Raw genomic sequence first — 12,872 nt, forward strand, 5'->3', positions numbered from 1 at the left:
CCATGCATCACATGGGGAACAGCGGAAAGCTTGCGATCGTCTCTGCCGTGGTGTCCGCTGGTTTGCTGGTGCTCCTCGCCATCACCCTTGACGAAACCGTGATGTACATCTTCCTCGGGGTCTTGGCGATCGGCTATCTGGCATGCGTAGCCGAGGTTTTCACCCGCCGCAGGTACTTCATGCTTGTTCTCGGAGCCATCTCGACGACCCTTTTCATCGCGTTCGGAATTGCGTTCCTGCGCATGTGGGGACTCGCCTTCAACCAGGACGAGAACGCACTGGGCAGCGCGGTGAGCACCAAAGATTCGGACATCTACTTCTACCTCGCCGCACTTTCCGGCTGCAGTTCCCTGCTGGTCCTGTTCGTGGGGGCGGTCTGGCCATCCGGTCGTGCGAAGGCTGCGGCCCGTCCGGCTGCCCGGCGGCCGGCGCCACGGCCTGCTTCGCGGCCTTCCCCGGCACCCACCAGGTCCGCCCAGCGGCCGGCGGCACGTCCGGCGTCGGGGGCTGTAAAGCGCCCTGCACCGCGCTCCCCCGCCGCCCCCGCCAAGCGCCCGACGACGGGATCGCCTATTCCGCGATCGCCGGCTCAGCGCAAGCCGGCCCCCAAGCGCTGACGCACTTCGGGCGCCGCCACATTCCCGGGCTTCGCGCGCCGCTGCAGCACGGCTGTCGCCACGCCGCCCAGCAGGAGGAGGCCGCCGGCCAGTTCCGCCGTCGTCGGGACCTCTGAGATAAGCAGCCACGCCGCGGTCATTCCCACCACCGGGACCAACAACGTGAACGGCACCACGGCCGAGCTCGGGTAGAGGCTGAGCAGCCGGTTCCAGATGCCATAACCCACCAGGGAGGCGAATACGGCGGTGTACAGGGCGCTAAGGATGGTCGCCGGTTGCAGGTTGGTGAGGGTCCCGACGACGGCGGCCGGGCCGTCCACGATGAGCGACAGCGCCGCAAGCGGCAAGGGCACCACAGCCCCGGACCAGACCACCAGACCCAGTCCCGAGGCCGCCTTGGCCTTGCGGGCGATGATGTTACCCGCGGCCCAGGACAACGCGGCGGCGAGCACGATCATGAGCGGCACCACGGGTGCCACCAAGCTTCGGCCCACTGCCACGAGGGCAAGTCCGGCGACACCCAACACCACCCCCGTCAGTTGGCGCTTGCTGGGCCGCTCGCCGAGGAAGCGCGCCGCCAACAGCACCGTCAGGAGTACTTGCGCCTGCAGCACCAGGGAGGCGAGCCCGGCCGGCATGCCCAGCGCCATGCCCAGGTAGAGAAGGCCAAATTGCCCGGCGCTCATGAAGAGCCCGACGCCGATGATCGCCTTCCAGCTGACGTCAGGTTTGCGGACGAAGAAGATGCAGGGGAACACCACCAGCACAAAGCGGATGGCCACGAAAAGGAGAGGCGGCACGTCGGCCGCGCCCCCGCTCCCGTTGCCGGGGTGCAATCCAAAGTCGATCGCGACGAAATTCAGGCCCCAAAGGACGGCGACAAGGACGGCGAGTGCTGAGTGGCGGATATTCACGATTCAACTCTGACAGCCAGTCCGATGAAGCACCAGCGTTGAATTCTGCATCAGATCATGTACGTTTGCTTCATGATTGAAATTGCGGCGCTACGGGCCCTCGTAGCAGTGGAACAGCAAGGCTCGGTGGTGGCTGCCTCGGAGGCCATGGGCTTCAGCCCCTCGGCGGTTTCCCAGCAGATCAAGAAGCTCGAGAAGCAGAGTGGCGTGACGGTCCTGGAACGCCACGGCCGCGGCGTTCTGCTGACGGACCGGGGCATGGCGTTGGCCGAGTACGGACGGCGCATCCTGGGCGAGTTGGAAGAACTGCAGGCCACCCTGCTCGCCGACCCGGAGAAGCCGAGCGGAGTGCTGCGTCTCGTGGCGTTTTCCACGGCCTGCCGCGGACTGGTAGGGCCGATGCTGGGGAAACTGGCTCCCGCTCGGACCGGCACCGGCGGCTCTTCTGCAGCGGCGGGCTCCGGGCTCGGCGGCCCCGGGCTTGAGGTCCGCGTGGTGGCGGAGGACCCACGCGAGGCCGTCCAGAGGGTCGCCACCGGGGAGGCCGATCTCGGCGTCGTGCACAATTGGCACTCGGTGCCCCTCGTTATTCCGGAGAACATGGTCCACGAGGACCTCTGCCTGGACACCGCCGACGTCCTGCTGAACTCAGCCCACCCGCTGGCTGGCCGGACCGCCGTCGAGCCTTCCGACCTGGTGGACGAAAGCTGGATCAGCACCCCGGCCGGTGCCATCTGCAATGAGGCGTTGCTGGCGATCCTCGCAGGCCTGGGGCGAGTGCCGGACATCCGCATCTACGACCCCGACTTTTCCACGCATATCGCCATGGTCCAGCAGGGTGTGGCGGTGGCGCTGGTGCCGCGGCTCGGCCGGCCCGAGCTCCCCGCTGGAGTGGTAGCGGTGCCCGTGGTCAATCCGATGCAGCAACGCCAGGTGGGAATCGTGTACCGGAAGACCATGACGGCAAGCCCCAGTATCCGCCACGTGGTGCGCTTGCTGCAGGATGTGGCCGCAGGCCTCGAGGTGGGCTAGTTCGGACCATCCGCGCGAACTGGCAGCAGATGCCCTCTGGCGGCGCAAAAGGGGGCATTATTTGCCGGTTCGCGCGAGGGAGCTACTTCTTCGGGCGCGGAACGGCGAAGTGCGTCAGCCGAGCATCCTGCCCATCTAGTTCGGCCCACGACTTTTCGAGTTCCATCACCGTCATGGCACTCGTGGGATACCGCGTTGCGGCATCCATGTAGGCGTCATGGTCCGAATCACGGGAAGCCAAGTGCATCGCGAGGTCCTGCACGCCGGGCATGTGCGAGAAGATCATGAGAGTCGTGACGGTTTCCGGTACATGGTTGATGACTGTCAACATGCGCTGCGCAGAGGCGGCATACAGACCGTCCTCGAGTTTCGGCGTCGGGGCCTTGTCCCCCAATTCGCTGCACACCCAAGTGCAGGTCTGCCGGGTCCGGAGCGCGGACGAACACAGGATAAAGTCCGGAATCACGTGGTGTTTGAGGAGCCACTTCCCGGCCAGGGGGGCTTCACGGTGACCACGCTCGGCAAGGGGTCGCTCATGATCCGGCACCCCCAGGGGCCAGTCCGACTTCGCATGCCGCATGATCACCAGCCGCTTGATGTGATGCTCGCTCATCCCCCCACCCTATCGCCGCGGAGGCACATGCTCACTGGTCCTGAGCGCAGGAATGCGGCCGCTTGGTTCGCGCGGGCGCTGTCGCGTGAGCGGGACATCCCGAAAGCGCCGTTGTTGCGTGAGGGACGAGCGCAGGCGCCGAGGGATCGTCCCGCGGAAGCGAAAGCGCCCGCCCCCAAAGAAAGGAGCGGGCGCCTTGGGCGGGTGGAGACTAGATCGAGTATTCCGGAGCGGCCCAGACGATGACCTCGGGGTGCTCGTAGAAACGGTAGCCCTGGCCTCGTACGGTGCGGACCGTGTTCGCGAGGCGGCCGAGCTTGGAGCGGAGGCGCCGGATGTGGACGTCGATGGTGCGCTCGTTGGGGACCTCTTCGGCGTTGCGCCACAGGCCCTCGAGGAGTTCGTCGCGGCCCACGGTCCGGGTGCCGTTCTCGACAAGGTAGTTGAGGAGCTCGAATTCCTTGAACGTGAGGTTCAGGGATTCGCCGTCGAGGTGCACCTCACGGCGGGCGAGGTCGATCAAGACACCAGACGGGCGGGCTTCCTGCGCAGGCTGCGGGCGGAGCGCCTCGGAGCGCTGGCGGTTGCCAACGGTGGGGTCACCGAAAGTCGAGCGGACGACGTCGAGCGCGGAACCGGGGGCGCTGGCCGGGGCTACCGCGACGGCGGCATAGCTCTCGGCGCCGGAAACGAGGGACTGCGCGTAGGCCCGGATTTCCTGGGCAAGCTTGGCGATGGACGTTCCGGCGGCCGCAGCCGTGTCTTCGTCGATGCCCATGTAGAGCACGAATCCGCGGGCCACATTGTCATTTGCAACGGGACGGATGGAGCGGTCCGCTGGAGCCAGGACAGGCGTGGGTGCAGTCATCGGCGAGGCCTCGTTGACGGGAACAGCGCGGAGCTGGCCGTAGGAGTTGGGGTTGTAGCCCTGGGGGACGTAACCGGGCGCCTGGCTGCCACCCTGCGGTGCGGGCTGGGCGTAGGCCGGGCGGTTGCCGAAGCCGGGACGCAGGCCGACGTTCGACGCGGCCTTATTGGCGTTACGGACGGAGATGTGGACGTATCCGGATGCAACTGACATGGATTGCTTACCTCAAAGTGAATAGCCGTCATCGCGGCTTCGAATGCTGGTCTGGTCCCCGCAATGAGATGGGGAGGGGCGCCCGACGCTGGGCAGGGGGCGAATGCCTGAAACTTGTTGGGGTCTTAAGTTAGGCATGCATTCGACAACAGCTCATCGAAAAACCAGCGGGTACGCTGGGCTCGATCGCTGCGGCTGCAGATGCTGTTGAGTTCTTGTTCACATTTGAAGTGTGCAACGTAACAAAGGGAACTTGCAAGTAACAAAGGGCCGAACCGTCCACATTTTGAGACGAATCGGACTATTGTGCCGCACATCACAATTCAGACATGTCCAAATGTGACCCATTCTCGTTCGTCACAATGGCTATTCTCAGTGCAATATTCGAATAAAATTTGATGAAGTTGTCCTTTTCTGAATCTTAAGTCACGTCACGCGCTTGCCTTTGAATCTCGAGATATGAAACAACCCTTGTCCAATCCTGGATCCGCGTCTCGTGAAAATTTTTTGGCAAATCATCTGCTAGGGGCTTTGCAATCGCCCGCCCCACCCCGCGCTCGCATTGGATGTCGTTCTGAAGGCCCGCACCGAAATCAACTGCGTGGGCCCACGCCGCGAGGGTTCCCTGGCCGAGCTTGCGAGGCGAGGGTGGCGGCGGGGACTAGTTGGTGGTGCCGGTTCCTTGGGTACTTGATGTGGTGGCAGTGACGATCTGGATGGACTGGGCCGTGTACTTGTCGGATTCCTTGAGCGCTGTGACCCTCACGCTGGATCCGGATTTCACATCGGCGAGGGTCAGGGTGGTGCCAGTGGTTCCACTTCCGCGTTGCCGCATGCCTTCCTCTACCACGACGTCCGTTCCCAGCGTGTAAGTGCGGGTGAATCCGTCGTCGCTCTTGACAGTCATGGAGCTCGCCGAGATGTCGGTGACCGTACCCAGCTGGCCCGCCATGGTGACGTAGCTGCCGTTCTGGAGGACCACATATTCCGAGTGGACCGCGGCGTTCAGGCCACCCATGCCGACGCCGAGCCCGCCCGGACCTGCGTTCGTGCCGCCGGGGCCACCGAATCCGCCCTGGCCGTTCTGCCCGGCACCCGGTCCCTGCGCGTTGGTGGTATCAGCCGCCGCGGTCCCGTTTCCGGCGGCATATGCACCGGCTCCTGCCGCTACAGCGACAACCACCGCGACGCCGCCAACAATGAGCCCCTTCTTCAGGCTCCAATTCTTGAAAAACGAAGGTCGGGGCTGTCCTGCGTTGTACGGCTGCGGCGCGCCCCACCCGGCGGCAGGTTGCCCAGGCTGCTGGTTCGCCGGCGGCTGCGGCGCACCCCACCCAGCGCCAGGTTGCCCGGCACCAGGCTGCCCGGAATCATCAAGGGGCCGGATCACCGGCTGCGGGTGCCCATTCTCCGGCTCGGAACCAGGTACGGAGGGGTTGTTTTGCTGATCCATGATGTTCTCCATCGAAGTCGGGACTGTTCGGTCGTAGATGTTCCTGTCCCAAACAGCGTCAGCCGCGTTGCTGTGCGTTGGCTGTGTCGAACTGCAGGCTTCCCTGTGACCTGCAGAACCGCTACAACCTCCGGACAGGTGGCTAGGCTGGGACTCACAGGGTGCTCACAGCATCGGCAAAGCACTGGCAAACCGGCAGATTGGAGAGTTGTCCCATGGCATCCTCGCACTCCATGACCAATAACCTTCCGCAGCTCAGCCACCCGGACGGTTCCCCCATCCGTGCCCTCGTGGTGGACGACGAACCCAGCCTCGCCGAGCTCATGAGCATGGGCCTACGCATGGCGGGCTGGTCGGTAGCTGTTGCCGGCGACGGTCCCGCCGCGGTAAAGCTCGCCAAGGACTTCCGCCCGGACGTGCTGGTACTGGATGTGATGCTTCCAGGGTTCGACGGCGTTGAGCTGCTGGGCAGGATCCGCGCCTTTGCGCCTGAGGTGCCCGCGCTCTTCCTCACCGCGAAGGATGACGTGCAGGACCGGATTGTCGGGTTGGCAGCCGGCGGCGACGATTATGTCACCAAGCCCTTCAGCATGGAGGAAGTCCTGTTGCGCCTGCACCGCCTGGTCCAGCGCTCGGGAGTGGCCGCGATGGACACGGCCGAGCTGGTGGTGGGTGACTTGACCCTGAACGTGGACACCCGCGAAGTTACCCGCGGCGGCGAGGACATCCCGCTCACGGCAACCCAGTTCGAACTCTTGCGCTACCTCATGGAAAATCCCAAGCGCGTGGTGAGCAAGGCCCAGATCCTGGACCGTGTGTGGGACTACGATTTCGGCGGCCAAGCCAACATCGTGGAGCTTTACATCTCATACCTGCGCAAGAAGATCGAGGCCAACCACCCGCCCATGATCCACACGGTGCGCGGAGCCGGCTACGTCATCAAGCCTGCCGAATAGCCGGGGCGCCGAATGTCCGCACTCTCGGGTATCCCCCGCCAGACTGACCACAGCTGGTTCAATCCTTCAACCTGGCACTTGCGCACGCGCTTGATCTTGCTCTCGATGGCACTCCTTGTGGCCATCTGCGGTGCCGTCGGGGTGGTCAGCTATGCCTCCATGGACGTGTTCCTCACGAAGCAGCTGGACCAGCAATTGATGCAGGCCTCCCATGGCCGCCCACCGCAGGGCAACCCGGGCGGCCGTCCGGACCCCCTGGATCCGCGGGGCCAGAGCATCGGCACGCTGAATGCACGCATTCTTGGCGGCCAGGTGAGCAGTGATGCCGGATTCTTGTCCTCCGATGCCACCCGTGCGCCGTTGTCCCCCAGCGACGCACGAATCCTGTTGGCCCTCCCCTCCGACGGCCGCCCTGTTGATCGCACCCTGTCCAGTGGCGGCTACCGGCTGGTGGCTGCCGAAACACCCTACGGCGATGTGGTTATCACGGGGCTGCCGCTCGCCTCGAAAGAGGACACCGAAGCCTCGCTCGTGTGGACCATGGTGCTGGTGTCCTTGGGCGGACTGGTCCTGATCGGGCTGGCCGGAACGGTGCTGATCCGCCGCACCATGCGCCCCTTGGAGCAACTCTCCGACGTTGCCACGAAGGTATCGAAACTTCCGCTCGACGCCGGCGAGGTGGCCCTCGCGGTGCGCGTTCCTGCGTCGGCGGCCCACCCGAGCACGGAAGTGGGAAGCGTCGGCCATGCATTGAACCTGATGCTGGACAACGTCTCCAGCGCCCTCGAAGCGCGCCAGCAAAGTGAGACAAAGGTGCGCCAGTTCGTGGCCGACGCGTCGCACGAACTACGCACTCCGCTGACCGCCATCCGCGGCTACACCGAACTCTTGCGCATGACCGAGACGTTCACGGAGGACGGCCGCAAGTCACTGGGCCGGGTGCAGAGCCAGTCAGAACGCATGACCACCCTCGTAGAGGACCTCCTTCTCTTGGCCCGGCTTGACGAAGGGAAGGCGCCGGAGTTCACCGATGTGGACCTTACGCAGTTGGTGATCGAAACCGTCAGCGACGAGAAAGTCATGGCCCCCGAGCACATCTGGCAGCTCAAGCTCCCGGATGAGCCCCTCACGGTCCGCGGCGACACCACCCAACTCCACCAGGTTCTGGCGAATCTGCTCTCCAATGCCCGCAAGCACACCGAGGCGGGAACCACCGTGGTCACGGGCGTCATGCGCTCCGCCGATGGCAGTGCCGTAGTGACCGTGACCGACAACGGCCCGGGCATCCCGCCTGAATTCCAGGGCAGGATCTTCTCGCGCTTTGCCCGTGCCGACGCCGCCCGCTCCGGTTCCGAGGGCACGTCCGGGCTCGGCCTTTCGATTGTGGAATCCATTGTCCAGGCGCATGGCGGCACGGTGGAAGTGGCGTCCCGCCCGGGCCGGACGGAGTTCGCGGTTCGGCTCCCGGCGCTCAGGACCGCCACCGCCTGAAGAGACCAACCAGAAAAGCGCGACGCCGGTGCGCGTCGAGCGCAAGTCGACGCACCGGCGTCGTGATCTCCGTTACCTAAATGTGACTTAAGCTGGATCCTCCTGTACCGTCGAATGGGTGCGCTGGATCATTCCGGCCACCGCCGGGTAGGCGCCGAGCTCTGCCACTCCCCGGTGCCCAACAGTCCAGGCAGAGACGGGGGACCCAGGTCTCCGGGCAAGCGCTCATGTTGAGCCAGCCCTAGGGGTGAAGCCGTACCGCCACGATTCGCTGTGGCCACGGCCGGATGACCTCATCCGAATCCGACAGCTAACTCCGCAGGCGTCGAGAGGCAATCACCATGTCTGATTCCAGGAATCAGTCGCGCCCTGTTGCGCGCCACCGCGGCGAACCTGCCCGGAGAAACAAGTCACGTTCCACCTTGAGGCGAGTCGCCTCGAACCTCGGCACCGGCCAGCGCATGGCCGTTGTTGCCGGCGTCGTCGCCGTGTTCCTCGGTGCAGGCGCCGCCACCCAAGCCGCCGGACAGGCCATCAATGCCCAGGACATGAGCCGGACCTCCGAATCGCGCACGGCGGATCACTCAGCCATGCCATCAGCCAGCGCCACGCCGTCGGCGAGCGCAAGCGCGAGCCCCAAGCGGAGCGCCACGCCGACGCCGAGCCAGGCACCCGCCCCTGCTCCGGCCGCCGTCGCGCCCCAGGCTGCCGCACCGGCCGCCCCCGCGGCACCCCCGGCGCCAGCAGCTCCGGCCGCACCGGTCGCCGTCGATGATCCGGCTGGCGCCCAGGCCTACGCCGCGAGCATCCTTCCCTCCTACGGTTGGGGCCAGGGCGAAATGTCAGCCCTGATCACCTTGTGGAACAAGGAATCGGATTGGCGCACCACTGCCACCAACGCCTCCAGTGGCGCCTACGGCATTGGGCAATCGCTGCCAGGCAACAAGATGGCATCAGAAGGCGCCGACTGGCAGACCAATTACCAGACTCAGATCCGCTGGGGCCTGAACTACATCAAGGAACGCTACGGGTCGCCGTCGGCGGCGTGGTCCTTCCACTTGGCCCACAACTGGTACTAAGCCCACGAGCCACGAGCAAAAGTACGTCGAGGTCCGTCCCTTCCGGGGCGGGCCTCGACGTATTCTGGCCGGGCACATGATTCCCGCACGGCGCTCAGACATCCACAGCCCCGTCACAGGTTCCGCCTAAAGCCCTCATATTAGGCGGCCGCACTCTGGATACATGACGCTCATCGAATCCACCTCCGGAACCCTGAAGGACCCCGCGGTGGTGCCGCCGGGCCTTCCCATCCAAGGCAACGCGCCTTTCCACCCCAACACCCCCGTTCAACCCGGCACCCCAATTCAACGCAGCACCGTGCGTCGCGCCCCCGTGGACACCCACACTGCCATCCCTGTCCTCGACGTCACCATTCCCGTCTTCAATGAGGAACGCGACCTCGAGGAGTGCCTGCGCAGGCTTCACGGCCACTTGCGCGAATCCTTCCCGCATGGCTTCCGCATCACCGTGGCGGACAACGCGAGCACGGACGGCACCTTGAAAATCGCGGAGCGCGTGGCAAGGGAACTGCCTGAGCTCGCGGTTGTCCATCTTGAGGAGAAGGGACGCGGCAACGCCCTGCGCAAGGTGTGGCTGGCATCGCCGTCGCCGGTCCTCGCTTACATGGACGTGGATCTCTCCACCGACCTCGCCGCGCTGGCGCCCCTTTTGGCGCCACTGATCTCCGGCCATTCGGACCTCGCCATCGGCACACGGCTGACCCGCAACTCGCGGGTTGTCCGCGGCCCCAAGCGCGAGTTCATTTCGCGTAGCTACAACTTGATGCTGCACTCCTTGATGGGTGCCCGCTTCAGCGATGCCCAGTGCGGTTTCAAAGCGATCCGGGCAGATGTCGCACAGCAGATCCTCCCCCATACCTTGGACAACTCATGGTTCTTCGACACTGAACTCCTGGTCCTCGCCGAACGCTGCGGCCTCCGGGTCCACGAGGTTCCCGTCGACTGGATCGACGATCCCGATTCGAGCGTCGACGTGGTTCGCACCGCCCTGGCCGACATCCGAGGCATGGTCCGGCTCACCCGGGATCTCGTCTCGGGCCGCATCCCCATTCCGGAACTGCGGGCAGCACTTGCACGCGGGCCGCTTCCGGCGTCGTCGCGTACTGCCGAGCAAAGCCCCCGCAGCAGCCTTTTCGGACAGCTGGTCCGGTTCGCCGCGATCGGCGCTGCGTCCACCCTCGCCTATGTGCTCATCTTCCTGTTCTGCCGCGGCTTCATGGACCCGCAACTGGCCAACTTCCTGGCGCTGCTCGTCACGGCCATCGCCAACACCGGTGCCAACCGGCGCTTCACTTTCGGCATCCAGGGCGGCAATCCCGTTCGGCATCACTTCGAGGGTTTGATCGTCTTCGGGATCGGCCTCGCGCTCACCTCCGGGGCGCTCGCCTTGGTGCACAGTACGACGACGCCGGACCGCTGGGGTGAACTCCTCACCGTGGTCGCCGCTAACCTCGCCGCTACCGCAGTCCGCTTCCTCTTGTTCCGGCTTTGGGTCTTCCGGCAGCCTGCCGCCCAGGCGACTGCACCCACCAAACAAGCCAAATCGCGCACAGAAACGGCAGCATCATGACCTCCACGATTACTCCCGCAAGCACAGGACCGGCCGCCGGAAATGCTGACGCCGGATCCGGCGTCGGGATTGCCGACGCACCGCGTCACTCGGCCGGCCCGTCAGCCCCCGGTGCCGCGCCCCGTTGGACGCGATACGCCTTTGGTCGGCAGCCCCGTTGGGTACGGCCGTCCGCCGCCGGGCTCCTCGTAGCCACAGCCTTCCTGTATCTTTGGAACCTCGCGGCTACCGGCTACGGAAACTCCTTCTACGCCGCGGCCATCCAGGCCGGCACCAAGGACTGGACGGCGTTTCTGTTCGGTTCGCTCGACGCCGGCAACGCCATCACCGTGGACAAGCCCCCGGCGTCTTTGTGGATCCCCGCTTTGGTGGGCTGGATCTTCGGCTTCTCTCCCCTGAGCATGCTGGTTCCCGAGGCACTGATGGGCGTGGCCGCCGTCGGTTTCCTCTATTTGACGGTCAAGCGGGTCTCCGGACCAGGCGCTGGCTTGTTGGCCGGTGGGGCTTTGGCTCTGACGCCGGTGGCGGCGCTCATGTTCCGCTTCAACAACCCCGACGCCATGCTGACCCTGTGCCTGGTCCTGGCGGCGTACTTCACTACCCTTGCTATCGAACGCGCGGGCTGGAAATGGCTCGCCGCAGCCGGCGCCGTCGTGGGCCTCGCGTTCCTGAGCAAAATGCTGCAGGGATTCTTGATTGTTCCGGGCCTGGGACTCGCGTACCTCTGGGCCGCACCCACTCCGTTCAGGCGGAGGTTGCTGCACCTGCTCGGCGCATTGGCCGGTATCGCAGTAGTGGCGGGCAGCTACATCGTTCTTTTCCAGCTGACCCCGGCTTCGTCACGGCCTTACATGGCCGGTTCGCAAACCAACAGCTTCCTGGAGCTGACCTTTGGCTACAACGGGCTGTCCCGCATCACAGGCTCGGGTGAAGGCACGCCCGGCGGGGGCGGCGCGGGCGCCCCTGCAGGAGGCAATCTCGGTGGCCTCGGCGCCTTCGGCGGCGGCGGTGGTGGCAACACTGGTTTCGGTGGAGCTGCCGGGATCACCCGCATGTTTGGCACTAGCTTCGGTGCTGAAGTCTCCTGGCTTCTCCCTGCTGCGCTGATTCTTCTGGCGGCTGGCCTGTGGTTCACCCGCCGGGAAGCGCGGGCCTCCCGTACCCGTGCCGCGCTCATCCTGTGGGGCGGTTGGCTTCTGGTCACGGCGGGCGTCTTCAGCTTCATGAGCGGCATCGTCCACCCCTACTACGCGGTAGCGCTCGCACCCGCAATCGCTGCCTTGGTGGGCATTGGCAGTGTTGAGCTGTGGCGTGGCCGCGGATATTGGCCGGCCAGGATCGTCCTGGCCGTGGTAATCCTCGGTAGTTCAGCGTGGTCCGCGGTCCTCCTGGGCCGCGATGCCTCATGGCTTCCGTGGTTGCGCATTCTGATCGTCGTCCTGGGAGTGGTGGCGGCCGCGGCAATCCTGCTTCGTCTCGACTCACTTCGCTTTGCCGGCCGCTTCCGGAATGCAGCGGCCGCGGCCGTCGTAGTTGTCTCGCTTCTGGCCGGCGGCCTCGGAACGGCAGCATGGACGCTCGCGACGGCGGCTACCGCGCACTCCGGTTCCATCCCGACGTCGGGTCCCACCGGCTCCGCCATGGGCGGCTTCGGAAACCGCGCCGGAGGTTTCGGCGCAGCTGGTGGCGCGGGTCAGGCGGGAGGGCCCGGTTCCGAGGGAACGGCCGACGCCGGACTGACCGCGCTGCTGACGTCCACCACCACGAAATGGTCGGCGATCGTCTCCGGGGCCACCCAAGCCGCAAGCCTTGAGCTCGCCACGAACACGAACGTGATCGCGCTCGGGGGCTGGAACGGCGGCGATCCCTACCCGACGCTGGCACAGTTCCAGGACATGGTGGCCAAGGGACAGATCGGTTACTACATCGCAGGTGGAGGCATGGGTGGCGGCGGCGGGTTCGGAGGCCAAGGTAGCAATTCCGAGGTAGCCTCCTGGGTACAGGCCAACTTCCAAGCCCAGACGGTGGGCAACTCCACCGTCTACAAGCTGACAAAGTAGATCCCG

11 protein-coding genes and 1 riboswitch are annotated in these 12,872 nt (G+C 65.4%); of the genes, 7 read left to right on the forward strand and 4 right to left on the reverse strand.

Features of this window, described 5'->3' with window-relative positions:
* The first annotated feature begins 11 nt into the window (after positions 1–11).
* Positions 12–617: a hypothetical protein gene (locus QRN52_RS14195; RefSeq protein ID WP_284753466.1), complete on the forward strand. Its 606-nt coding sequence runs from the start codon at positions 12–14 to the stop codon at positions 615–617.
* Here QRN52_RS14195 and QRN52_RS14200 read toward each other — a convergent pair.
* A complete protein-coding gene (locus tag QRN52_RS14200; protein WP_284753469.1) occupies positions 590–1,531 on the reverse strand; it encodes an EamA family transporter in 942 nt (313 codons plus the stop codon). The genes QRN52_RS14195 and QRN52_RS14200 overlap by 28 nt on opposite strands.
* A gap of 72 nt (positions 1,532–1,603) precedes the next feature.
* Here QRN52_RS14200 and QRN52_RS14205 point away from each other — a divergent pair, with 72 nt between their 5' ends.
* Entirely contained in the window at positions 1,604–2,563 is a 960-nt protein-coding gene (locus tag QRN52_RS14205; RefSeq protein WP_284753470.1) for a LysR family transcriptional regulator, read from the forward strand.
* 82 nt (positions 2,564–2,645) lie between these two features.
* Here QRN52_RS14205 and QRN52_RS14210 read toward each other — a convergent pair whose 3' ends face one another.
* From QRN52_RS14210 to QRN52_RS14220, 3 genes are all read right to left on the reverse strand, one after another.
* Complete coding sequence (locus QRN52_RS14210; protein ID WP_284753471.1) at positions 2,646–3,176, reverse strand: SixA phosphatase family protein; 531 nt, start codon at positions 3,174–3,176, stop codon at positions 2,646–2,648.
* Between the two features lie 211 nt (positions 3,177–3,387).
* Positions 3,388–4,257, reverse strand: coding sequence for a winged helix-turn-helix domain-containing protein (locus QRN52_RS14215; RefSeq protein WP_284753472.1), 870 nt, complete (start codon positions 4,255–4,257; stop codon positions 3,388–3,390).
* A gap of 661 nt (positions 4,258–4,918) precedes the next feature.
* Positions 4,919–5,710 (reverse strand): hypothetical protein, encoded by a 792-nt coding sequence (locus QRN52_RS14220; protein ID WP_284753474.1) that lies wholly within the window; start codon positions 5,708–5,710, stop codon positions 4,919–4,921.
* A gap of 215 nt (positions 5,711–5,925) precedes the next feature.
* Here QRN52_RS14220 and QRN52_RS14225 point away from each other — a divergent pair, with 215 nt between their 5' ends.
* The 5 genes from QRN52_RS14225 to QRN52_RS14245 all read left to right on the forward strand — a co-directional run bounded on the left by QRN52_RS14225 (position 5,926) and on the right by QRN52_RS14245 (position 12,866).
* A complete protein-coding gene (locus tag QRN52_RS14225; protein ID WP_078106594.1) occupies positions 5,926–6,666 on the forward strand; it encodes a response regulator transcription factor in 741 nt (246 codons plus the stop codon).
* A gap of 12 nt (positions 6,667–6,678) precedes the next feature.
* Positions 6,679–8,157 carry a sensor histidine kinase gene (locus QRN52_RS14230; protein WP_284753478.1) on the forward strand — a complete coding sequence of 493 codons (1,479 nt, stop codon included), beginning with the start codon at positions 6,679–6,681 and terminating at the stop codon, positions 8,155–8,157.
* 165 nt (positions 8,158–8,322) lie between these two features.
* A riboswitch (cyclic di-AMP (ydaO/yuaA leader) is annotated at positions 8,323–8,496 on the forward strand.
* Between the two features lie 2 nt (positions 8,497–8,498).
* A complete protein-coding gene (locus QRN52_RS14235; RefSeq protein WP_284753480.1) occupies positions 8,499–9,236 on the forward strand; it encodes an aggregation-promoting factor C-terminal-like domain-containing protein in 738 nt (245 codons plus the stop codon).
* A 163-nt stretch (positions 9,237–9,399) separates the two neighbouring features.
* On the forward strand, positions 9,400–10,806 hold the full coding sequence (locus QRN52_RS14240; protein ID WP_284753482.1) for a bifunctional glycosyltransferase family 2/GtrA family protein: 1,407 nt from the start codon (positions 9,400–9,402) through the stop codon (positions 10,804–10,806).
* Complete coding sequence (locus QRN52_RS14245; RefSeq protein ID WP_284753485.1) at positions 10,803–12,866, forward strand: ArnT family glycosyltransferase; 2,064 nt, start codon at positions 10,803–10,805, stop codon at positions 12,864–12,866. Before QRN52_RS14240 ends, QRN52_RS14245 begins: the two co-directional genes overlap by 4 nt.
* Positions 12,867–12,872 lie beyond the last annotated feature (6 nt).

Source organism: Arthrobacter sp. efr-133-R2A-120 (genome assembly GCF_030209835.1).
Taxonomy (GTDB): Bacteria; Actinomycetota; Actinomycetes; order Actinomycetales; family Micrococcaceae; genus Arthrobacter.